Origin of the sequence: Burkholderia sp. Bp8991 (assembly GCF_003853795.1) — a bacterium.
Lineage (GTDB): Bacteria > Pseudomonadota > Gammaproteobacteria > Burkholderiales > Burkholderiaceae > Burkholderia.
The window spans coordinates 85,364-109,165 of sequence record NZ_QTQJ01000009.1 but is presented as its reverse complement, the minus strand read 5'-3'; the positions used below and the strand labels follow the sequence as shown (position 1 = coordinate 109,165).

The window sequence follows — 23,802 nt, the reverse complement described above, 5'->3', positions numbered from 1 at the left end:
AAACCGGCCCGTCAGACGTGACGGCCGGAGAAGAAGGTCTCGCGCAGCGTGCGCATCCACAGCGGCTGCCCGCGGGCGAGCGCCAGGCGGCGCTGCCGCGCGAAGCCATGCCGCGCGAGGGTATCGACGACCCGCGCGCGGCCGGCCGGGACCGCGCAGCCGACCGCTTCGGTGCGCGGGTCGTCGAGAAACAGGTAATGCACGACGGACGGCAGCCAGCCCGCCACGCAATGCGGGCCGCGCCAGCGCGATGCGCCGACCAGCATCCGCAGCCCGCGGTCGTAGTCGCGCGCGCCGACGTGCGGCGCGAGCGGGTCTTCCTTCAGCCAGTACGCCTCGACGTACGCGAACGGTTCGCCGTCGAAGCAGCCGACGAGCGGGCTCACGTGTGGATCGGCATCGGGCGCCGTGCCGTGCGCGCCGGGCTGCGTGCCCGGCCAGCCGTCGCGCACGCGCGGCTCGTCGAACCAGTGCGCAAGGCGCGCGGCATCCTCGCCCGGCTGCCAGCCGCGCAGCGTGAAGCGCACGCCAAGCGCCGGCAGGTCGCGCGCATACACGTCGCCGCGCGGCGCGGGCGGCCGGCGCGGATGACGCCGGCCGTCGGTCAGCATCGGCAGCGTCGCGCACGGCAGATGCGCGCCGACGCGCCACAGATCGGCCTGCTGGGCCCAGCCCTCGCGCATGCACCGGCCGCCGTCGGCCAGCACGCCGCTCGCGCGCAGCGCATCGAGCGCGACCGCCGGCCATGCGGCCGGGTCGAGCCGGATCGCCGCGTGGCGCGCGCTGTCCGAAAACGCCGCGGTGAGCGCGGCCAGCAGCGCGCGGCGCTGGTCGGCCGGCGCCGCGCGGTGGTTGTAGGCGACGAGGCGCAGCGCGCCGTCGTCGCCGAGTTGCGCACGCAGCAACTGCGTGCCGATGCCGTCGCCCTGTGCGACGCGGATCTCCGTGCCGTCGCGCACCGCGAACAGGCCGTCCGCGAACGCGAGGCGGTACGTATCGAGCAGCGTGAATCCGTCCGGGCGCACTTCAGCCAGCATCGCGCACCTCCAGTCGCGTGTGCGCCGCTTCGTCGAGATGCGTGCCGAGCGCCGCGAGCGTCGGCGACGTGAACACGTCGGCCACCGTCAGCGCGTGCCCGGCGCGGCTCGCCGCATCGACGAAACGCACGACGTCGAACGACGTCGCGCCGGCCTCGAACAGATCGGCATCGGGCGCGGGCGCCGCCGTCGCGAACGTGTCCGACCACAGCGCGGCGAGCGCGGCAGCCGTGTTCGGCACGCGCGATGACGCCGCCGCATGGGTCGCGTTGCCGACCGGTGCGACCGCTGCCGGCGCGGCGAACAGCGCATCGGGCACGCCGAGTGGCGCTTGCGCCGCACCGGCGAAACGCGCGACTTCGTCGTGGTAAAGATCGACGAGCGCATCGACGAAGCGGCCGTCGAGCAGTTCGTCCGCATAGGAGAACGCGGCGCTCACGCGGCCGTCCGGATGCTCGACGACGTCCAGCTCCAGCGTGAACACGACGCGATGACGCACGTCGTCGAAGCCGGCGAGCGACAGGCCGGCCCAGTCGCGTGCGGCCGCGCCGGTCGGGCGCAGGTAGTTGAACATCACCTGGAACAGCGGATTGGCCCGCGCGGCACGCGGCGCGCGCAGCGCCGCGACGACGTCGGCGAACGGCACGTCCGCATGCGCATAGGCGGCAAGCGCCATGTCGCGCACCTGAGCGAGCACGTCCGCGCGGCGGGCCGTGGAATCGAGCCGCGTGCGTACGACCACCGAATTGATGAAGAGACCGAGCGCGTCGCGTGCGGCTTCACCCGTGAGTTCGCGCGTCGATGCCAGCACGCCGACCGGCTGGTCGGCCGCGCCGGTCACGCGGAACAGCGCGGTATTGAGCGCCGCATGCAGCAGCATCGGCAACGTCGCGTGCGACGCCGACGCGGCATCGCGCGCGGCACGGATCAGCGACGCGTCGAACTCGAACGCGATGCGCGCCGCACGCCATTGCGGCACGGCCGGCGCGTCGGCGCGCTGCGGCAGCATGGGCGGCGGCAGGTCGGCCAGCGCGTCGCGCCAGTACGCGACACGGGCCGGCTGGCACGACGCGGGCAGCACGAGCGGCGTGTTTTCTGGCGTCGTTGTCGTCGTCGAAGAGGCCCGGGCCGCTTCGCCGCGCACGAGCGCGACATAGCGCGCGCGCACCGCGTCGAGCCATAGCTCGATCGATTCGCCGTCCGACACGATGTGATGGATCGTCACCGACAGCACGTGATCGTCCGCGCCGAGCCGCAGCACGCGCGCGCGCCACAGCGGCGCGTCGGCCGCGAGATCGAACGGTGCGAGCGCATCGGCGCCGGTCAGCGCCGCCGCGCGAGCGAGCGCGTCGGGCAGCGCGGACAGGTCGACGACCGGCAGCGCGACGCTCGCCGCGGCGTCGATCCGCTGGCCCGGCAGCATGCCGTCGCGCGCGACGAGCCGCGTGCGCAGCGCCGGGTGCGCGGCCGCGACCGCCGAAAACGCCGCGCGCAGCGCATCGACGTCGAGCGGGCCGCGCACGCGCAGCGCGACCGGAATGTTGTATGCGGCGCTGTCCGGCTGCGCGCGCCACAGGAACCACAGGCCAAGCTGCGCGGGCGACAGCGGCCACACGCCATGCGCATCGGGCTTCACCATCGCGACGCCCGGCACGGCGGTGCCGGCGTGCGCGGCGCGCGGCGCGTCGGCCACCTGGCGCGCGTATTGCGCGAGCACCGGCGCTTCGAACAGCGCGCGCACCGGCACGTCGCGGCCGAGCCGCTCGGCGACGCGGGTCGCGACGCGCACCGCCGCCAGCGAATGGCCGCCGAGTTCGAAGAAGTGATCGCCGCGGCCGACGCGCTCGGCGTTCAGCACGTCGCGCCAGATCGCCGCGAGCACGGTTTCATCGCCTTCGTGCGGCGCCTCGTAGGCACGTTCGACGCGCACCGGCGCCGGCAGCCGCGCCCGATCGACCTTGCTGTTCGCGTTGCGCGGCAACGCGTCGAGCACGATCAGCTGCGCGGGCACCATGTAGTCGGGCAGCGTGCGGCGCAGATGCGCGTCGAGCGTCGCGGCCTCCACCGGTTGCGCGGCCGCCTGCGCGTCGGCGGTCAGTTCGACGTACGCGACGAGCTGCGCCTGCGCGCCCTGCCCGTGCACGACCGCGCACGCTTCGCGCACCGCATCGTGCGCGGCCAGTTGCGCCTCGATCTCGCCGAGTTCGATGCGCAGCCCGCGCAGCTTCACCTGGTGATCGACGCGGCCGATGAAGTCGAATACGCCGTCCGCGCGCCGCCGCACGAGGTCGCCCGTGCGATACAAGCGTGCGCCCGGCGCGCCGTACGGGTCGGGCACGAAGCGCTCGGCCGTCAGCGCGGGACGATCGAGATAGCCGCGCGCGACGCCGATCCCCTCGCCGCCGAGGTACAGCTCGCCGATCACGCCGACCGGCAGCGGATGCAGCCGCGCGTCGAGCACGTGCGCGGTGCGCGCGCCGACCAGCGTGCCGATCGGCAGGTACGCGGCGTCGCCGAGCGTCGCGAGATCGTCGCCGGGACGGAACATCCACAGCGTCGGCGTGATCACGGTCTCGGTCGGCCCGTAGCCGTTGACCACGCGCACGTTCGGCATCGCGCGGCGCAACATCGCGAAGGCTTCGCGCGACGTCGCCTCGCCGCCGACGGTCAGCGAGCGCAGCGTCGGCGGCGCGCCGTGCGCGAGCGCCCATTCGGCGAGCTGCGCGGCGCAGCCGGGCGGCACGTAGGTCATCGTCACGCCGTCGCGAATCATCATCGCGCAGGTCTGCGCGGGCGGCCACAGCACGTCGGCCGTCACCGACACGGCGGCGCCCGACAGGTACTGCGAAAACCAGCCTTCGTGCGCGCCGTCGAAGTTGACCGACTGGAACAGCAGGAACACGTCGTGCTCACCCGCGCCGTAGCGTTCGGCGATCGCCGCGCAATGCCGCGCGAACGCCGCGTGATCGACGATCACGCCCTTCGGCTTGCCGGTCGAGCCGGACGTGTAGATCGCGTACGCCGCATGGCCGGGCAGCACGTCCGGCAGCGCGACGTCCGCGGCTTCGTCGAGCGCGTCGACTTCGTCCGCGCGCCAGACGCGCAGCGCCGGCAGCTCGGGCAGCGAGGCGGCGCTCGCGGCGTCGGTCAGCACGTGCGCGATGCCCGCGTCGCCGACGATCTGCGCGAGCCGTTCGCGCGGATGCGCCGGATCGAGCGGCACGAACGCGGCGCCCGACTTCAGTACCGCGATCAGCGCGACCAGCAGGTCGACCGAACGCTGCAGCGCGACGCCGACGCGCATTTCCGGCCGCACCCCGGCGGCGACGAGGTTGCGCGCGATGCGGGCCGCGCGCGCGTCGACCTCGCCGCGCGTCAGCGCGCGATCGATGTCGGCGACGCCGCGTGCGTCGGGCCGTGCGTGCGCGTGTGCGGCGATGCGTGCGTGCACCGGCACGAACGGTTCGGCTTCGGCCGCGCCTGCCGGCGCATTCCACGCGAAGAGTTGTGCGAGTTCGCCGGCCGGCAGCCAGTCGAGATCGCCGATCGGCATGTCGGGGCGCGCGAGCGCGTCGCCGAGCAGCGTGACGAAGCGCGCGGCCAGCCGCGCGATCGCGTCGCCGTCGAACAGGTCGAGCGCGTAGATGAATGCGGCGTCGAACGTGCCGTCGGGCGTCGCCTCGACGGCAAGCGTCAGGTCGAATTTCGCGGCAGGCGTGCCGGACGGCAGCAAGGTTGCCGATGCCGCGCCCAGCGCCGGCAGCGCGCGGCGCTCGCCGTACGCGGCCATCACCTGGAACAGCGGATGGTGGCTGGCGCTGCGCGGCACGCCGAGCGCGTCGACGACCTGCTCGAACGGCACGTCCTGGTGCATCTGCGCGTCGACGAGCGCGCGCTGCGTGCGTGCGACCAGCGACGAGAAATCGCCGTGCGCGGGCACGTCGACATCGATCGCGAGCGTGTTGACGAAAAAGCCGATCAGGCCGGCCGTTTCCGCGCGCTCGCGGTTCGCGGCCGGCACGCCGACGCAGATCCGCGCATCGCCGGTCGCGCGCGCGAGCAGCGCGTCGAGCGCCGCGAGCAGCGCCGCGAACGGCGTCGCGCCCGACGCGGCCGCGAACGCGCGCAGCCGCGCGCCGGTGTGTGCGTCGAGGGAAAACACGTGACGTGCACCGCGTGCGCTGCGGCGCGCGGGCCGTGCGGCCGCGCCGGGCAGCGTCAGCACGCCGCGTTGCGGGTCGAGGCGCTCGCGCCAGAACGCCAGCTGGCGATCGCGCTCGCCGGCATCGAGCCAGCGGCGTTGCCACAGCGCATAGTCCGCATACTGGATCGGCAGCGGCGCGAGCGGCACCGGCGCGCCCGACGCATACGCGCGATAGAACGCCGCGAGTTCGAACCGCATCACGTCCGACGACCAGCCGTCCGACACGATGTGGTGAACGGTCAGCGCGAGCCAGTGATGCGTCGCGTCGAGACGGATCAGGTGTGCGCGCATGAGCGGCGCCGCGCCGAGATCGAACGCGGCGGCTTCGTCGGCCGTCGCGATGCTTTCGGCGCGTGCCATGCGCTGCGCGTCGGGCAGCGCTTCGAGACCGGTCTCGCGCCACGGGCAGCGCAGCGGCGGATGGATCGTCTGCGCGACGCCGTCCTCCGCTTCGTCGAAGGTGGTGCGCAACGCTTCATGGCGCGCGATCAGCGCATCGCACGCGAGCCGCAGCGCGTGCGCGTCGAGCGGACCGGTCAGCGCGAGCCGCTCGGTGATGTGATACGCGTCCGGCGCGTCGATCAGCCGCGCGTGCAGCCACAGCCGCGTCTGCGCGAACGATGCCGGCACACGGTCGCCGCGCGGCGTGCGCGGCGGGATCGGCAGCATGCGAAAGTCGATGCCGGCCGCGCCGAGCTTGTCGATGAACACCGCGCGCTGCGCGTCGGGCAATTGCGCGAAACGCGTCGCGAGTGCGAGCCAGTCGGGTTGCATCCTCGTCATCCGTCGTCCTTATTGGGTTTCCAGTTCGCCGAGCAGCGCGTCGATCGCGCTCGCCGCGTCGGTCGCGCCGCGTGCCGCGCAGGCCGCATCGATCGCGTCCGCGCAGCGTGCGAGCGTGCGGGTGTCGAACAGCGTGCGCAGCGGCAGCGCGAGGCCCCAGTGCAGGTTCGCCTGCGCATGGGCTTGCGTCGCGAGCAGCGAGTGGCCGCCGAGCAGGAAGAAATCGTCGTCGCGGCCGATCGCGTCGACGTGCAGCACGCGTTGCCAGATCGCCGCGAGCGTGCGCTCCGTGTCGGTCGCGAGTTCGCTGGCCGCGGCCGCCTCGCGCACCGGTGCGGGCAACGCATGGCGGTCGCACTTGCCGTTCGGCGTGACCGGCAGCGCGTCGAGTTCGATCAGCTGCGACGGCACCATATAGGCCGGCAACTGCGCGCGCAGCGAATCGAGCATGGCCGCACGGTCGAGCGGCCCCGCGTCGCCGCGTGCGACATAGCCGATCAGCTGATCGTCGCGCACGATCACGACCGCGTCGTGCACGCCCGGCGCCGTGCGCAGCAGCGCCTCGATTTCACCCGGCTCGATCCGCTGGCCGCGCAGCTTCACCTGCGTGTCGACGCGGCCGAGGTAGTCGAGCGCGCCGTCGGCGCGACGCCGTGCGAGGTCGCCGGTGCGATACATGCGCGCGCCCGGCACGAACGGATCGGGCACGAAACGCTCGGCGGTCAGCCCCGGGCGGCCGAGATAGCCGCGCGCGAGCCCCGCGCCGGCCAGATACAGTTCGCCGGTCGCGCCGGCCGGCACCGGCTGCCAGGCCGCGTCGAGCACGTGCAGCTGCAGGTTCGCGATCGGATGGCCGATCGGCACCGCGAATGCGTTGGCGTCGTCGGGGCCGCAGGTCCAGTGCGACACGTCGATCGCGGCTTCCGTCGGCCCGTACAAGTTCACGAGCGTCGCGTTCGGCACGAGCCGCGCGACCTTCGCGACGAGTTCCGGCGCGAGCACCTCGCCACTCGCGACGATCAGGCGCACGCTGTCGCATTGCGCGGCGGCCTGTAAATCGTCGAGATACGCGGCGAACGCGGCCAGCATCGACGGCACGAAGTGCAGCACCGTCACGCCGTGCGCATGGATCGCGGCCGCGAGGCGGGCCGGATCGCGGTGGTCGCCGGGCGCGGCGATCGCGAGCTTCGCGCCGGTCGCGAGCGGCCACACGAATTCCCACACCGACACGTCGAAGCCGAACGGCGTCTTGTGCAGCACGACGTCGTCGCGCGTGAGCCGGTACGCGTGCTGCATCCACGCGATCCGGTTCGCGAGCGCGCCGTGCGAGTTGCCGGCGCCCTTCGGCTTGCCGGTCGAGCCGGACGTGTAGATCAGGTATGCGAGCTGGGCGGCGTCGATGTCGGTCGCGATCTCGGCGGCATCGCCCACTTCGCCGTGTTCGCCGCCATCGTTCGCTTCATCGGCGAGCAGATCGGCGACCGTCAGCAACTGCGTCGTCGCGTCGTCGCCGAGCGCAGCCTCGACTCGCGCGCTCAGATGGGCCTGCGTGATCGCGACCGCGGGCCGCGCGTCGCGCAGCAGGTACGCGATGCGCTCGGCCGGATAGTCGGGGTCGACCGGCAGGTACGCGGCGCCGGCCTTCAGCACGCCGACGAGCGCCGTCACCATGTCGAACGAACGCTCGACGCACAGCGCGACCGGCGTGTCGGGCTGCACGCCGCGCCGGCGCAAGGCGGCGGCGACGCGCGTCGTGTTCCGGTCGAGTTCGCGATAGGTCGCGCGTTGCACGTGGCCCTGGGCATCCGCGTATTCGAGTGCGATCGCATCGGGCGTGGCGCGTGCGGCGTCCGCGAATTGCAGATGCAGCGGTTGCCGTTGCGCGTCCGGCCAGCTCCGTGCGGTGTCCTGCGCGCGGGCCAGCGCGTCGCGCGTCGCGTCGTCGGCGATCGACAGCGTGCCGAGCAGCGCGTCGGGCGTGCGGGCCAGCGCATCGAGCGCGCACGCGAACGCGCGGTGCCAGGTCTCGACCTGGTGCGCATCGACGCGCGCGGTGTCGTAGCCGTAGTCGATCGTCAGCTCGGCGCCGCTTTCGATCACGAGCGTCAGCGCGAAATCGGTCGACTCGATGCTGCGCACGCTGCTCAGCGCGAGCGCACGCGGATCGGCATCGCGCGCCGTGTCGTCGACCGGGTAGTTCTCGAACACGACCAGCGTGTCGAACAGTGCGCCGCCGGCGCCGCGCGCCCAGCGCTGGATGTCGGCGAGCGGCGTATGCGCATGCTCGGCAGCCGCCGCGTTCTCGCGCTGCAATCCCTGCAGCCAGTCGGCCGCGCGTTGTTGCGGCGCGGGTGCCGTGATCACCGGCAGCGTGTTGATGAAAAGGCCGAGCACCGTATCGACGTCCGCGAGCGCATCGGGACGGCCCGCGACGGTCGCGCCGAACGCGACGGCCGGCTGGTGCGTCATGCGCTGCAGCGCGAGCGCCCACGCGCCCTGCACCAGCGTGTTCACGGTCAGCTTCAGCGCGCGCGCCGTGTGCGCGATACGCGTCGTCGCGGCCGCGTCGATCGTCGCGCGCCACATGACCATCTCGGCGTCCGCGCGGTCGGCCACACGCTCGGCGATCAGCGTCGGCGCATCGAGGCGCGCGAGTCGCCCGGTCCAGAAACGCTCATCGGCGTCGCGGTCGCGCGTGCCGAGCCACGCGATGAAGTCGCGATAGCGCAGCGCCGGGCGGCTCGCGAACGGCGACACCGCATCGGGGTCGCGATAGTCGCGCAGCACGTCCGCGAGCAGGCGCGCGGTGCTCCAGCCGTCGAGCAGCACGTGGTGGCGCGTCCACACGACGCGCCACGCGTCGTCCGTCACGCGGATCAGCGTGAGCCGCATCAGCGGCGGCTCGCGCCAGTCGAAGCCGCGTGCGCGATCGGCCGCGAGCCACGCGTCGAAGTCGGCGTCGAGCGTGTCGCCGCGCGCACGCCAGTCGAGTTGCTCGACCGGCATCCGCGCATGGCGATGCACGCATTGCAGCGGTGCGGCCTCGTCGGGCATCACGCTGGTGCGCAGGATGTCGTGACGTGCGACCGATGCGGCGAACGCGGCCGCGAGCCGGTCGGCATCGAGCGCCGTCGCGGTCGCGACGAGCTGGTTCACGTAGCTCGCATGACCGGGCGCGAACAGCGCATGGAACAGGATCCCCTGCTGCATCGGCGACAGCGGATACACGTCGTCGATCGTGCGCCAGTCGAGCGGCGCGCGCTCGATCGCGGCCTGCGTGAGGCCGGCAGCCTGCGCGAGCGGGAAGTCGCCCGGCGTCGCGCCGCCGCCGCGATGCGCGACACGCGATGCGCATGCGTCGGCGAGTTCGCGCAGTGCGGCCGCAAAGCGTTCCGCGAGCGCATCGATCGTCGCGCGCTCGAACTGCGGCGCGCCGTATATCCAGTGAACCTTCAGCGTGCGTGCGCCGTCGCGGTCGGTATCGAGATACGCATGGATCGCGAGCGTGTTGCCGAGCGGCCCTTGCGGGTCGCGCTCGATGCCGGTGCCGCCGAAGCGCGGCACGAGCGTCGCGTCGCGCGGTGCGTCGAACTGGCCGAGATAGTTGAACGTGACGCGCGGACGCGGCACGGCGGCCAGCGCCGCCCGCGTCGCCGCGTCGCCGTAGTGCGCGAGCACGCCGAAGCCGAGCCCCTTGTGCGGCACCGCGCGCAGCGTGTCCTTGACCGCGCACAGCGTGTCGCGCGCGGTGGCTTCGACCGGCAGCGTGACCGGATAGTGGCTCGTCAGCCAGCCGATCGTGCGGCTCGCGTCCGCATCGTCGAACAGCGCCTCGCGGCCATGCCCCTCGAGTTCGACGCGGCACGACGCGGCGCCGTCGGCACCGGCCAGCGCCAGCGCGAGCGCCGCGCCCAGCAGTTCGATCGTCTGCGTGCGATACGCGGCGTGCGCGTCGGTCAGCGCGGCGCGGGTCAATGCCGCGTCGATGGTCTGCACGACGACCGCCGCGTCGGCGTTCGTCGCCGGTGCGTCGGGATGATCGGGCACGAGGTCGTCGCCCTGTGCCATGCCGGCCCAGTAAGCCGCTTCAGCGGCGAACGGCGATGCCGGCTCCGTCGCGGCACGCGCGAGGCGCGCGGCCCACGCATCCGCGCGCAGGCCCGGCTGCGACAGGCGAACGGGCGTGCGCTCGCATGCGGCGCGATACGCGGCGTCGAGGTCGTCGAGCAGGATGCGCCACGACACGCCGTCGACGATCGCGTGGTGAATCGCCAGATACAGCCGCGCCGCGCCGTCCGGCAGACGCGCCGCGCATGCGCACGCGAGCGGCCCGCGGCCGAGGTCGAGGCGACGCTGCAACGCGTCGAAGCGCGCCAGTGCGTCGGCTTCGTCGCGCGCGGCGACTTCGACGAACGGCAGCGCGTCGTAGGGTTTCGGCGCATCGCTCGCGCGCCACTTGCCGTCCGCGCCACGCGCGAAGCGCTGGCGGAATGCGTCGTGATGGGTGAGCAACGCGTCGAATGCACGCGCGAATGCGTCGGCGTCGAACGGACCGCGCACGTCGAACGCGACGGACTGGTTCCAGTGGCCCGGATGCGGCACGTCGAGCGCGAAGAAGCGCTGCTGTGCAGGCGTCAGGACCGCTGCGGAAGCGGTTGCGGACCGAGCCGGCGCGGTCGATGTCGTTGCGGCGGCAACGTCCTCGATCTTCGCGATGCGCGCGAGTTCGGCGACCGTCGGGCCGTCGAACAGCTGCTTCGGCGTGAAGCGCACGCCGCGCTTGCGGGCGCGTGCGATCACCTGCAGCACGAGGATCGAATCGCCGCCGAGCTCGAAGAAATTGTCGTCGCGGCCGACGTGCGGCGCCTTCAGCACCGCTTGCCAGACTTCGGCGAGCGCCGTTTCGACCGGCCCCTGCGGCGCATCGCCGGCGGCCACCGCCACCGGCGATGTGGCCAGTTCGCGCAGCGCCGCGCGATCGAGCTTGCCGTTCGCGGTCACCGGCAGGCGTGCGAGCACGACGAACTGCGCGGGCACCATGTAGTCGGGCAACGCCGCGCCGAGCGCCGCGCGCACGGCCGCTTCGTCGAATGCCGCGCCGTCGCGCATCACGACGAACGTGGCGAGCCGCAGGCGGGCGTCGTGCTCGATCGCGAGCGTCTCGGCCTGCGCGATCGGGCCGGCCGCGCGTACCGCCGTGCTCACCTCGCCCGGCTCGACGCGATAGCCGCGAATCTTCACCTGGTCGTCGATGCGGCCGAGGAACGCGAGACGGCCGTCCGCGCGCAGGCGTACGCGATCGCCGGTTCGATACAGGCGCGCACCGGCCGCGAACGGATCGGGCACGAAGCGCTCGGCGGTCTGCGCGGGCCGGTTCAGGTAGCCGCGCGCCACGCCCGGGCCGCCGAGATACAGTTCGCCCGCCGCGCCGGCCGGCACGCACGCGCCGAACGCGTCGAGCACCAGCGCGCGCGCATTCGGCAGCGGGCCGCCGAGCGGCACGCCGCTCGCGGGATCGCGCGCATCGGCGGCGATCGACGCGGTGTCGCACGCGATCGCGCCGACGGTCGCCTCGGTCGGCCCGTAATGGTTGATCACGCGGCAGGCCGGCGCGAGCGCGGCGATTCGCGCGACGAGCGCCCACGTCAGCGTTTCGCCGCCGGTCACGAGCGCATGGCGCGGCAGCACGTCGGCCGGCACGCGCGCGTCGAGCAGCGCCTGCAGGTGGCTCGGCACGATCTTCAGCACGCCGACGTCGCGGCGGCGCATCTCGTCGGCGAACAGGTCCGGATCGAACGCGCACGCGGCCGGCAGCAGGTGCAGCGTGCGGCCCGCGCACAGCGCGCCGAACAACGTCGTGTGGCCGAGGTCGGCGGCGACGGTCGACACCATCGCGAACGACGCGTCCGGTGCGAACGCGAGTTCGTCGAGCATCCCCTGCACGTAGTCGGCCAGTGCGCCGTGCGACACGACGACGCCCTTCGGCGTGCCGGTCGAACCCGACGTATAGATCAGGTACGCGCCCTGTTCCGGATGCGGCGCGACGCGGATGCCGGCCGCATGCGCGAGCGTCGCGTCCTGCGCGAGCGTGTCGACGTCGAGCGGCCGTGCAGCGCTGCCGGCCGGCCACGCGGCCCCGTCCGGCTGCTGCGCGACGAGCGCCCAGCGCGCGCCGCAATCGGCGGCCGCGGCCACGAGGCGCGCGGCCGGCTGGGCCGGGTCGAGCAGCACGGCCAGCGCGCCGGCCTTCAGTGCGCCGAGCAGGCCGACGACGAAGCGGGCCGAGCGCTCGATGCAGACGATGGCCGGTGCTTCGGCCGTCGCGCCGCGCAGTTTCAGCGCATGTGCGATACGGTTCGATGCATCGTCGAGTTCGGCGAACGTCAGCGACGCCGACGCATCGGCGAGTGCGACGCGATGCGGATACGCGGCGGCCTGCCGCGCGAAAGCGGCGACGATGTCGGCGTGTTCGATCCGCAACGCACGGCCGTCGCGCGGCTGGCGCGATGCCGGCGACGCATCGCACGGCAGCGCGGTCGTCGCGCGGTGCGGTTCATGTGCGGCGGAGGCGACGAGCGCCGCATAGCTGTCGAGCCATGCGCGCGCGGTGTCGGCAGCGATGCAGTCGGTCGCATAGGCGGCGACCAGTTCGATCCCGTGCGCGTCGTCGGTGAAATCAAGCGCGAAGTCGAAGCGCGCGGCGAGATCGGGCCCCGGCGTCGCAACGGCGGTCGCGCCCGGCAGCACGCTGTCGTGCCGCGCATCGAACTGCTGCGCGAATTTCACGCGCAGCCATTCGTCGCCGCGCCGGACGGGCGGTTTCACCGCATCGACGACGCGCTCGAACGGCACGTCCTGGTGCGCGACCGCGTCGAGTGCCGCCGTGCGCGCCGCGTCGACCAGCGCGCGGAACGGCAGCGTCGGCGCCACCCGCACGCGCAGCGCGACCGTGTTCAGGAACAGGCCGAGCAGCGCGCGGGTTTCCGGGCGCTGGCGATGCGCGACCGGCACCGCGACGACCACGTCGGTCTCGCCGGTCAGGCGCGACAGCCATGCGTCGAGCGCGGCCAGCAGTACCGTGAAGACCGTGGCCTGCGCGTCGCGCGCGAGACGCCGGACGTCCGCCGCAACCGTGTCGGGCAGGCGAACCGACACGCGTGCGCCCTGCAGCGTGCGCGTCGCACCCGGCTTCCGATCGACCGGCAGCGCGAGCGGGCCCGGCACGTCGCGCAAGGCGTCGCGCCAGTAATCGAGCTGACGCTCGCCTTCGCCGCCGGCGAGCATGTCGCGCTGCCAGTCCGCATAGTCGGCGTACTGGATCGGCAGTAGCGGCAACGCCGGTTCGCGCCCTTCCGCATACGCACGGTACGCGGCCGACAATTCGTCGAATGCGCAGCGCGAGCTCCAGCCGTCGGTGATCGCGTGGTGCGCGGTCAGCAGCAGCCGGTGGCGATCGTCGGCGAGCACGACGAGCGTCGCGCGCAGCAGCGGCCCGTTCGACAGATCGAACGGTGCGCCCGCGTCGCGCTCGGCGATACGCGCGGCTTGCGCGTCGCGAGCGGCCGGCGGCTGGTCGCGCAAGTCGAACGTCGCGATCGTAACCGGCAGACGGGCATGGATGCGCTGCATCACGATGCCGTCGTCGTTGTCGACGAGCGTCGTGCGCCACGCGTCGTGCCGCCCGATCACGTGATCGAGCGCACGCTGCAGCGCAGCGCGGTCGAGCGCGCCGTCGATCGTCCAGTGCGCGGCGATGTGATACGCGGCGCTGGCATCGCGCGTTTGCGCGAGCACCCAGAAGCGTTGCTGTGCGAGCGATGCGGCGCGATCGACATACGGGGCACCCGATGCGGCGGCTTCGTCCGGTGCACGGCATGCGGCAATCGCGGCCAGCGGCTCGCCCGTCTCGCGCTCCGCCTGATCGACGTGCGCGGCCAGCTCGGCCAGTGCCGGATCGGCGAACAGCGTGTCGAGCCGCAGGTTCACGCGTAACGCGGCGCGGACCGCGGCCTGCAGTTGCATCGCGGCGAGCGAATCGGCGCCCAGCGCGAAGAAGCGGTCGTCGCGCGACGGCGTCGCGTCGAGGCCGAGCAGCGTCTGCCAGAAGCCGGCGATCTGCGCTTCGGTCGGCGTGCGCGGCGCGGCGCCGGCGGGTGCTTCGGCGTCGCGCGCGGCGGCGCTGCGCTCGCGCAGCGCGGCACGGTCGAGCTTGCCGTTCAGCGTGTACGGCAACGCATCGCAGCGCACGAAGCGATGCGGCTGCCACGCGGCGGGCAATTGCGCGCCCACGTGCGCCTTCAGCGCCGCATCGTCGACGGCCGCGCGCAGCGCGACGCACGCGATCAGCCGCGTCGGCCCGGCGCCAGTTTCGGCGATCACGGCCGCGTCGGCCACTGCCGGATGCGTGCGCAGGCACGCGGCGATTTCCGCGGGCTCCACACGCACGCCGCGCACCTGGACCTGATCGTCGAGGCGGCCGAGATAATCGAACGCACCTTCGGCGCGCAGGCGTGCGAGATCGCCGGTGCGATAGATGCGGGCACCGGGTTTGCCGTGCGCATCGGGAATGAAGCGTTCGGCGGTCAGCGCCGGGCGGCCGTGATAGCCGCGCGCGAGACACACGCCGCCGAGCAGCAGCTCGCCGCCCTCGCCCGCTTCATTCGGCTCGCCGGCCTCGTCGCCGTCGATGCGCGCGACACGCGGGCCGATCGCGCGACCGATCGGCAGCGACGCATACGCATCGTCCGCCGCCAGCGCGGGCATTTCACCCGGCTCGACCGGCCACAGCATCGGCGAGATCACGGCCTCGGTCGGCCCGTAGCCGTTGATCAGGCGTACCGACGGGAACGTGCGGCGCACGAATTCGAATGCCTGTTGCGGCAGCGCTTCGCCGCCGAACGCGAGCACGCGCAAGGCCGGCGGCACGCCGTCGCGCGCGGCGACGGCGGCGAATTCGCGCAGGTAGGCCGGCGGAAATGCGGCGACGCTGACCGCTTCGCGCACCATCAGCGCATGCGCGGCGTCCGGCGCGAACGGTTGCGGCGGCGCGATCGTCACGCTCGCGCCAACCGCGAGCGGCGCGAGCCAGCACTCGTGCGCGGCATCGAAATTGACCGACGCGAAATGCAGCAGGCGGTCGCCGCCCGCGATCGGCAGCGCGGCCGCGAGCGCATCGCAATGCGCGGCGAGCGGCCCGTGCTCGACGACCACCGCCTTCGGCGTGCCGGTCGAGCCCGACGTATAGATCATGTAGGCGGCCGAGCGCGGATGCACCGGCACGTCCTCGTCGTCGACGCCGGCAGCGGCCTCCGCGGAGCTTGCGTCGAACGCGTGTTCGAACGACGCGCCGAGCGCCGCGCGGCCGGCCGCATCGACGACGCCGTGCCGCAGTTGCGCATCGCGGACGATCCAGTCGAGGCGCGCGGCCGGATGACGCGGATCGAGCGGCACGAATACGCCGCCCGCCTTCAGCACGGCGAGCAGCGCGACGAACAGCTCGCACGAGCGCTCGACGCAGACACCCACCCGCACTTCCGCGCCGACACCGGCCGCGCGCAGTTGGCGGGCAAGGTGCGACGCACGCGCGTCGAGCGCGCCGCGCGACAGGCGCAGGTCGTTCTGGAAAGGCGCGGCGAGCGCGGGCGCGTCGGGCGCGCGGCGCGCCAGTTCGCGGATTCGGTGATGCAACGCAGTCGGGAAACTCGTCATGTGCGTGAAGTCCTTCGGTCCGGCCGCTTCGGCCAAGTCTCGGGGCCGCATGGGGCGGCTTCACTGGTGTGACGAACGGCGCGGCCGATTTTTTACCGTTTTGCGCGCAAAGCCGGCACGGATGCATTTTTTGAAGGCAGGGCTAAATATTTGCGCGGCCCGTTCGTCTATCAGGGAGGAAAGTCGCAACCGGGCCCGCCCCGCGCGCCGCTTTCGCATCAGTCTTGCCGTTTCCGCAGGGTTTGCCTGCCCTTCATTTATCGACGTTGCCGATGACCGCTGCCCACGAGCCTTCTTCCCCGCCGTCCCTCGACGCCTCCCCCGGCCGCCCTGCGGCCCGCCTGATCCTCGCGTTGCTGCGCGAAAGCCGCGCGTCGCTCGCGCTGGCGCTCGTCGCCTGCGTGCTCAACGGCGTCGCGAGCGTGCTGCTCGTCGCGACGCTGAACCGCGCGCTCGCGACGCCCGGCGCGGCCGACGCGGCGCTCGCGTGGCGCTTCGCGCTGTGCGCGGTGATCGCGCTCGTCACGCGGATCGTGTCGGGCACGCTGTTCGCCCGGCTGTCGCAGGACACGATGGCGCGGCTGCGCATGCATCTCGCGCGGCGCGTCGGCGCGGCCGAGCTGCGCGACATCGAGCGGATCGGCGCGGCGCCCGTGCAGTCGGTGCTGACCGACGACGCGACCAACGTGTCGATGCTGTTCTTCGCGCTGCCGAACCTGGTGATGCACGGCTCGATCGTGTTCGGCTGCCTCGGCTATCTCGCGTGGCTGTCGTGGCCCGTGTGCCTGCTCGCGCTGACCGCGATCGTCGCCGGCTCGCTCGGCTATCACACCGGCGATCGCCGCGCGATCGCGTCGCTGGAGGCGGCCGGCCACGCGCAGGATCGCCTGTTCGGCTATCTCGGCTCGCTGTTCTCCGGCGCGAAGGAACTGAAGCTGCACGACGCGCGCGCGCGCCAGTTCGTCGACGGCCAGCTCGGCGCCGCGATCGGCGAGGTGCGCGACCACCGCCGCCGCGCGTTCAGCGCGTATGCGATCGGCGTCGGCTGGATCATCTTCCTGTTCTATGTGTTCCTCGGCGCGGCCGCGTTCTGGCCGCAGCTCGGCGTGCATGCCGATGCGGGCACGGCGGCCGGCTACGTCGTCGTGTTCCTGTTCATGCTGGTGCCGCTCGACGGTCTGCTGAACAACCTGCCGACCGTCAACGCGGCGCGCGTGTCGCTCGGGCGCATCGAAGGCGTGATGGCCGAATTCGGCGCGCTGCGGACGGTGCCGCCTGCGAGCGACGCGCCCGACGTGCCGCCGGCAGGCGCCGTCACGCTGCGCGGCGTCACGCACGCGTATTTCCACGAGCGCGACGAACGGATGTTCCGCATCGGGCCGATCGACCTGACGATCCGGCCGGGCGAGCTCGTGTTCATCGTCGGCGGCAACGGCAGCGGCAAGACGACGCTCGCGAAGGTGCTGACGGGGCTCTACGAGCCGGAGGAAGGCACGATCGAGGTCGACGGCCGCCCGATCGGCTGGCGCGAGCGCGCCGCGTACCGGCAGCGTTTCAGCGCGGTGTTCAACGACTTCCACCTGTTCGATGCGCTGCTCGGCATCGTCGATCCCGACGATCCGGCGCGGACGCAGGCCGATGCGCGCGCGAACGCGCTGGTCGCGAAGCTCGCGCTCGATCACAAGGTGAAGGTCGTCGACGGCGCGTTCTCGAACCGCGCGCTGTCGACCGGGCAACGCAAGCGGCTCGCGCTCGTCGTCGCGTACCTGGAGGACCGGCCGTTCTACCTGTTCGACGAATGGGCGGCCGACCAGGATCCGTCGTTCAAGGCGGTGTTCTACGAACAGTTGCTGCCCGAGCTGCGCGCGCGCGGCAAGGCCGTGATCGTGATCACGCACGACGACCGCTATTTCGGTCTCGCCGATCGCCTGCTGAAGCTCGACAACGGGCAGATCGTCAGCGATACGACGCCCGTGCGGTCACGCGCACGCGATGGTGCGGATGTGCTGAGCGCGTAAGTATCGTCAAACACCTGCCGCCTGCGCGCAGCGGATGCTGCACGCAGGCGGTTTCAGGTTCGAAGGATGGTGAGCGTCGGGAAGTACCGGAAGAACCTGAGATATATCGTTCGGTGTGCGTAGTTGTTTACGACGCCGACGGAATGCAGCGGAACAGGCATTCGCGCAACACGCGCGAGACAATGCAATTCGCGACCACGCCACCCCACCCGCGCACGACCCGCCGCGCGTTCAGCGCACGGCCGGCAGCGTCAGCATCGTATCGGTCATCACGTCGGCCAGCTTCAGCGCCGACATCGGCCCGCCGAACCCCCAGATGTTCCGCTCGACGAGCGCGATCCTGCGCTCGCGCAGCGCGGGCACGAAACGCCACACCGGCGAATCGAGTTTCGACGACAGCGGCACGTCCATCCCCGTCGCGGTGACGAACAGCACGGCGAGATCGCGTTGCCGGAGCAGATCGGCGGACGTCACGTAAAGCGTGCCTTCCCGCGTCGGCTTCTTCGGCCACGGGTCGAGCCCGAGCGCGCGCGCGAGGCCGGCCGACGTGCTGTTGCCCGTATAGGCCCAGTAGCGGTCGGGCAGCCCGAGATCCTGCAGCAGTGCGATGCGTTCGCCGCCGCGGCCCGCGGCCGCGAGCCGCGCCGCATTGCGCGCGATCCCTGCGTCGAGTTGCGCTTCGACCGCCTGTGCGCGCGCATCACGCCCGGTCACGCGACCGATCGTCCGGAAGATCTGCCGCATCCAGTCGAACTGCGTGACGGGCACGCCGTCTTCCGACACGTTCGGGCTGAACTGGAACAGGATCGTCGGCGCGATCCGGTCGAGCGCGGCGAAGATCGGCGCATGCCGGAAGCCGACGCCGATGATCAGGTCGGGCTTCACCGCGGCGATCGCCTCGAGCCCCGGCTCCTGCCTCGAACCGATGTCGGTCACGTGCGCGAGCCGGTCGCTCTGGTAGCCGAGCCAGCCCGGATAAAACGCGGTATCGGCCATGCCGACCGGCACGAGGTCGAGCGCGATCACGCTTTCCGCGAACATGAAGTCGAGCGCGACCACGCGCTGCGGCCGCACGGGCATCGTCGCGCTCGCCTGCGACACGACGGGGTTGCCGGCGAGCGAGCGGCCCGGTTGCGACGGCATGCCGCCCTGCCCGCCGCGCGCGCCGTCCGCGATCGCGGCGGCCGGCGCACCGCAGCACGCGGCGCCGAGCGCGGCCAGTGCCGCGAGCGCATGGCGGCGGCCGGCATGCGGTACCGGCATCACCGGATCGCATCCTGCCCGGCCAGCGCCGCGTCGTCCATCGTCAATAGCAGCGGGCAGCTTCCACACAGTTGCGTTTCTCCTGGAATTTCATAGCGCAGGCAGCATACGCGGCGCGCGCGAAACGGCGTCGGCAGCAGCGGCGAGCGCGGCACGGCGTCGCGCACCGGCATGCGCAGCGGATTCGGCTCCCCGGCGACGCACGACGCGCCGAACAGCCAGTCGGCATCGCGAACGGGATCGGCCGCGCACGGCAGCGCGCGGTACGTGTCGAGCAGATAGTCGAGCAGGTTGCCCGCGTTGCTCCACAGCACGCGCGGCGTGACGCGGCCCATCGCCGCGAGCAGGTCGATCACCGCGCCGAGATGCGCGACGAGCCCCGCATAGCGCGGCGCAGGTTCGTCGCACGGTGCGCCGAGCGCGTCAGGCGAGACATACAGCGCGGCCGGCATCCCGTCGTCGAGCGCGACGAAGGTGCGCTCCGGCGCCATGTCGAGCGGCCGGCCGAGCGTCAGCGCGGCGACCACGCCGGCAGGCGCCGCGCGGCCGAAGTAGTACTTGCTCCATTGCGACACCAGCGCGCGCGCATGCAGCGCCGGATCGCCGCCGTAGTGGCGGACCATCGCGTCGAGCACCGCACCGCGATGCTCGGGCAGCGCGCTGACCGGCACGACGATCCGGCCCGGCGCGTGCGTGTCGTCGGGCATCCCGAGCCACACGGCGTCGAGATGCGCGGCGAACGGTTCGGGCGCGAACGCGGAGAATCGCGTGGCGCGTGCGCCGTCGAGCGCCGGCGTCATCGCCCCGCGCGCCGGGCGCGGCGCCCCTCGAGGATCAGCAACCCGAGCAGGTAAGGCGCGCCGATCAGCGCGGTCAGCACGCCGGCCGGCACTTCGCGCGGCGCGACGACCGTGCGGGCGGCCAGATCGGCGAGGCCAAGAATCAGCGCGCCGCATGCGGCCGCGAGCCACAGCCGCGTGCGATGCCGGCGCGCGCCGAGCATCGTCGCGACGTGCGGCGCCATCAGCCCGATGAAGCCGACCGGGCCGACCGCCGCGACGGCCGCGCAGGCGGCGAGCGTCGCGATCGTCAGCGCGAGCGGCCGCAGCGCGGCGACCGGCAGGCCGAGCGCGGCCGCCTGGTCGTCGCCGAGCGCGAGCATGTCGAGCGGCCGCGCGAGCCACGCAAATACTGGCAGCGCCAGCACGCACCACGGCAGCAGCATCGACACCTCGCCCCAGCTGCGGCCGTAGGTGCCGCCGACGAGCCAGACGACGAAGCGCGCGGGCTGCACGCTTTGCTGCGTGATCAGCCATTGCGCGAGCGTGGTCCACAGCGCGCCGATCACGATGCCGGTCAGCGCGACCGCGAGCGGTGCGTAACGATGCCGGTGATTCAGCACGAGCGTGATCGCGAGCGACGCCGCACCGCCGCTCAACGCGGCCGCCGCGAGCGTCACGTGCCCCATCAGCGGCCACGTCGACAACGCGAACAGCGTGACGAGCCCCGCGCCCTGCGTGACGCCGAGCACTTCGGGGCCGGCGAGCGGGTTGCGCACGACGCTCTGCATCGCGACCCCGCTCACCGCCAGCAGCGCACCCGCCAGGAGCGCGCACAGCAGCCGCGGCATGCGCAGGTCGATCAGCATCCGCGCGACGGGATCGTGACCCGACAGCGCGGCGGACCAGCGTGCCGGCGACAGCCATTCGGGGCCGGCCGACACGCCGACGAACACGACGAGCGCGCCGGCCACGACGAACAGCGCGGTGCGCAGCGGCCAGCCGAGCCGTTCGAGCCAGCCGACCATGCGCGTCGACCCGCCGCCGGCCGCGCGTTCGGCTTGTGCGTGCAGCACGCCCGACCACGCGGCGCCGCGCCGGATCATCGCGAGCATCAGCGGCGTGCCGACGAGCGCGATCGCGACGCCGGTCGACAGCGTCGCGTCGAGGCCCGACGCGAGCACCGCGCTGTCGGTGACGAGCACGAGCGCACCGCCCGCGAGCGCCGACAGCGGCACCAGCACGCCGAGCCGAGCCGCGCGTGCGCCGCGCACCTGGCGCAGCAGGTTCGGCGCGACCAGCCCGACATACGACAGCGGGCCCGCGATGCTGACGGCCACGCTCGTGAACGCGACGGCGACGATCGTCGCCGCGAGCCGCGTCGCGTCGACACGCACGCCGGCCGCGGCCGCCGCCTCGTCACCGAGCGCGAGCGGATTCAGCGGCCGGATCACGAACGGCAGCGCCAGCAGCGGCACGACGAGCCAGCGTGCGGCGAGCGCGAGCCCGGTCGCGCCCGGCTGATAGAGACTGCCGTTGGTCCACAGCGCGGCGCCCGCGATGTTCTGCTCGAAGAACGCGAGCACGAGCGTCGACAGCGCCGCGAACAGCAGCATGCAGACGCTGCCCGCGAGCACGAGCCGCAGCGGCGTCGCGCGCCAGCCGCCGGCCGCGACGATCGCGCACGCGGCGGCGACCAGCCCGCAGACGAACAGCAGCGGCACCGATGCGACCCCGGCGAGCGCCGGCACCAGCATCGCCGCGAGCAGGCCGAGCTGGGCGCCGCCCGTCACGCCGAGCAGGTCGGGGGACGCGAGCGGGTTGCGCGTGAGCGACTGGAACAGCGCGCCCGCGATGCCGAGGCAGCCGCCCGCCACGAGCGCGGCCGCGACGCGCGGCAGGTTGAGATCGAACAGGAACACGCCCGCGAGCGCGGCCGCGTCGCTGCCCGGCACGGCGTTCCACCACACGCGCAGGTCGGGTGCGACGCGCAGCACCGCCAGCACCGCGATCAGCGCGACGAGGCCGAGCGCAAGCGCGCCGGCGCGGCGGCCGGCTGCCGCACCGTGGGCGCCCTGCCCGCTCGCGGCGAGCCGTTTGCGCATCGCGAACGTCGTCATACGGCGATATCCCGCTGGACTGTGCGATCGAACGCGTCCGTCGCGCCGGATGCCGGCGGTCCGTAGGCCGGCACGCACATCGGCGCGCCCGTCTGCGGATGCGCGAGCTTCAGCATGTCGACGCCGAACGCCGCGCGCAGCTGCGCAGGCTCCAGCATCGCGTCGGGCGAGCCCTGCGCGACGAGGCGGCCGGCACGCATCAGCACGATCTCGTCGCTGTACGCCGCTGCCTGGTTCAGGTCGTGCAGGACCCACACGATCGTCAGCCCGCGCGCGCGGTTCAGCGCGCGCAGCGCGTCGAGGATGTCGAGCTGGTGATGGATGTCGAGATAGGTCGTCGGCTCGTCGAGCAGCACGATCGGCGCCTGCTGCGCGAGCGCCATCGCGATCCACGCGCGCTGCCGCTCGCCGCCCGACAGCGCGCCGACGTCGCGCCCGGCGTCGCCGGCGAGACCGCTCGTGTCGAGCGCCTCGTCGATCGCCGCATGATCGGCGCGCGACAGGCCGCGCAGGAAGCCGCCGTACGCGTAGCGCCCGTACGCGACGAGCTCGCGCACCGTCAGGCCCGACGGAATCTGGTTGAACTGCGCGAGCATCGTGAGCTCGCGCGCGAGCGCGCGACGGCGAAACGACGCGAGCGGCTTGCCGTTCACGTCGACCTGGCCCGCACGCGCGGGCTGCAGGCCCGCGAGCGTGCGCAGCAGCGTGCTCTTGCCGCAGCCGTTCGGGCCGCACAGCGCCGTGACGCGGCCGGCCGCGATCGACAGGTCGAGCCCGTCGATCACGACATGGTCGCGATAACCCACCGTCAGCCCGCGCGCGGCCAGCGCGGCGCTACTACGCGTCATCGGTCCTCCGTTCGGTCGCGCGCGGGACCGTGTAACTCTGCGCCATCGCGACGACCACCTTGCGCGGCCCCTCGAACGGGTCCCGTGCGTGCGCGGTCAGCATGTTGTCGAGCATCAGCACGTCGCCCGTCCGCCACGGGAACACGATGCGCTGGCGGTCGAGCACGCCGCGGATCTCGGCGAGCGCGTCGGCCTCGAGCGGCGCGCCGTCGCCGTAATACACGTTGCGCGGCACGTTCTCGAGCCCGACCGCGTCGACGAGCGCTTCCTGCATGTCGTCGTCGAGCGCGGACAGGTGAAACAGGTTCGCCTGGTTGAACCACACGCGGTCGCCCGTGCGCGGATGGCGCGCGACGGCCTGGCAGCGTTCGCGCGTGCGCAGCAGCAGTTCGCCGTCGTCGTCGGTGCGCCATGCGCATTCGATCCCGCGCGCCGCGCACATCCGCTCGACCTCGGCCGGCTCCTCGGTGCCGAACGATTGCTGCCACGGCAGGTCGAGCCCCTGGCCGAAATTGCGCACGTACAGCAGCTCGCGCTGCTCGAAGCGCGCGATGAGCGCCGGATCGAGCGCGCGATAGACGGCGCGGCTGTCCGCGATCGGCGTCGCCCCGCCCTTCGGCGCCGCGAGCGCGCAATGGAACCAGATCCGCAGCGGCCACTCGCGCGTGTACGACTGCTCGTTGTGCAGCGGAATCGCGCGGTGCGGCGGGTATTCCGTCGACGTGTAGACGGCGCCCTCGACCTGGCTGCGCGGCGTCGACGCGTATTCATAGCCGTTCAGCGGATCGCCGAACGATGCCGCGAACCGCTGGAACGCATCGATCGACGGCACGTGAAAGCCCGTGAACAGCACACCGCCCGCCCGTTCGAGCGTGTCGGCCGCGATCGCATGCGCGAGCGGCGCGATCTCGTCGATCGAAATGCCGTCGGCGCTGCGCGGCGACACGACGGTGGGCAGCCCCGGCTCGATACGCAGGTCGTCGAGCGTCGGCAACGAAAGCAGGGTCATGCAACGTCCTCTTCAGGTGACGCGCCGGATCGC

The 23,802-nt window shown here is 72.8% G+C and carries 9 protein-coding genes; 1 reads left to right on the top strand and 8 read right to left on the bottom strand.

What is annotated here, in order from left to right:
* Window positions 1-11: 11 nt before the first annotated feature.
* The 3 genes from DIE02_RS12800 to DIE02_RS12790 are packed head-to-tail and all read right to left on the bottom strand — an operon-like array spanning window position 12 to window position 15,732.
* On the bottom strand, window positions 12-1,037 hold the full coding sequence (locus DIE02_RS12800; RefSeq protein ID WP_124485519.1) for a GNAT family N-acetyltransferase: 1,026 nt from the start codon (window positions 1,035-1,037) through the stop codon (window positions 12-14).
* Window positions 1,027-6,024: a non-ribosomal peptide synthetase gene (locus DIE02_RS12795; protein WP_124485520.1), complete on the bottom strand. Its 4,998-nt coding sequence runs from the start codon at window positions 6,022-6,024 to the stop codon at window positions 1,027-1,029. The genes DIE02_RS12800 and DIE02_RS12795 overlap by 11 nt, the downstream gene beginning before the upstream one ends.
* Before the next feature lie 9 nt (window positions 6,025-6,033).
* A complete protein-coding gene (locus DIE02_RS12790; RefSeq protein WP_124485719.1) occupies window positions 6,034-15,732 on the bottom strand; it encodes a non-ribosomal peptide synthetase in 9,699 nt (3,232 codons plus the stop codon).
* 272 nt (window positions 15,733-16,004) lie between these two features.
* On the opposite strand from DIE02_RS12790, the gene DIE02_RS12785 reads away from it, so the two are divergent.
* Complete coding sequence (locus DIE02_RS12785; protein WP_124485521.1) at window positions 16,005-17,750, top strand: cyclic peptide export ABC transporter; 1,746 nt, start codon at window positions 16,005-16,007, stop codon at window positions 17,748-17,750.
* A 231-nt stretch (window positions 17,751-17,981) separates the two neighbouring features.
* Here DIE02_RS12785 and DIE02_RS12780 read toward each other — a convergent pair whose 3' ends face one another.
* Genes DIE02_RS12780 through DIE02_RS12760 form a run of 5 tightly spaced genes read right to left on the bottom strand, consistent with a single transcriptional unit; the run spans window position 17,982 to window position 23,769 of the window.
* Window positions 17,982-19,013: an ABC transporter substrate-binding protein gene (locus DIE02_RS12780; protein ID WP_124485522.1), complete on the bottom strand. Its 1,032-nt coding sequence runs from the start codon at window positions 19,011-19,013 to the stop codon at window positions 17,982-17,984.
* Window positions 19,013-19,813, bottom strand: a complete 801-nt coding sequence (gene fhuF / locus DIE02_RS12775; RefSeq protein WP_124485523.1) for a siderophore-iron reductase FhuF — start codon at window positions 19,811-19,813, stop codon at window positions 19,013-19,015. The genes DIE02_RS12780 and fhuF overlap by 1 nt, the downstream gene beginning before the upstream one ends.
* Window positions 19,810-21,912, bottom strand: coding sequence for a Fe(3+)-hydroxamate ABC transporter permease FhuB (gene fhuB, locus DIE02_RS12770; protein WP_124485524.1), 2,103 nt, complete (start codon window positions 21,910-21,912; stop codon window positions 19,810-19,812). The genes fhuF and fhuB overlap by 4 nt, the downstream gene beginning before the upstream one ends.
* A complete protein-coding gene (locus DIE02_RS12765; RefSeq protein WP_124485525.1) occupies window positions 21,909-22,760 on the bottom strand; it encodes an ABC transporter ATP-binding protein in 852 nt (283 codons plus the stop codon). Before DIE02_RS12765 ends, fhuB begins: the two co-directional genes overlap by 4 nt.
* A complete protein-coding gene (locus DIE02_RS12760; RefSeq protein WP_124485526.1) occupies window positions 22,750-23,769 on the bottom strand; it encodes a TauD/TfdA family dioxygenase in 1,020 nt (339 codons plus the stop codon). The genes DIE02_RS12765 and DIE02_RS12760 overlap by 11 nt, the downstream gene beginning before the upstream one ends.
* Between the last annotated feature and the right edge of the window lie 33 nt (window positions 23,770-23,802).

Coding starts and splice junctions, on each gene's coding strand:
- DIE02_RS12800 (WP_124485519.1), bottom strand. CDS start 1,037: ATGCTGGCTGAAGTGCGCCCGGACGGATTCACGCTGCTCGATACGTAC.
- DIE02_RS12795 (WP_124485520.1), bottom strand. CDS start 6,024: ATGACGAGGATGCAACCCGACTGGCTCGCACTCGCGACGCGTTTCGCG.
- DIE02_RS12790 (WP_124485719.1), bottom strand. CDS start 15,732: ATGACGAGTTTCCCGACTGCGTTGCATCACCGAATCCGCGAACTGGCG.
- DIE02_RS12785 (WP_124485521.1), top strand. CDS start 16,005: ATGACCGCTGCCCACGAGCCTTCTTCCCCGCCGTCCCTCGACGCCTCC.
- DIE02_RS12780 (WP_124485522.1), bottom strand. CDS start 19,013: ATGCCGGTACCGCATGCCGGCCGCCGCCATGCGCTCGCGGCACTGGCC.
- fhuF (WP_124485523.1), bottom strand. CDS start 19,813: ATGACGCCGGCGCTCGACGGCGCACGCGCCACGCGATTCTCCGCGTTC.
- fhuB (WP_124485524.1), bottom strand. CDS start 21,912: ATGACGACGTTCGCGATGCGCAAACGGCTCGCCGCGAGCGGGCAGGGC.
- DIE02_RS12765 (WP_124485525.1), bottom strand. CDS start 22,760: ATGACGCGTAGTAGCGCCGCGCTGGCCGCGCGCGGGCTGACGGTGGGT.
- DIE02_RS12760 (WP_124485526.1), bottom strand. CDS start 23,769: ATGACCCTGCTTTCGTTGCCGACGCTCGACGACCTGCGTATCGAGCCG.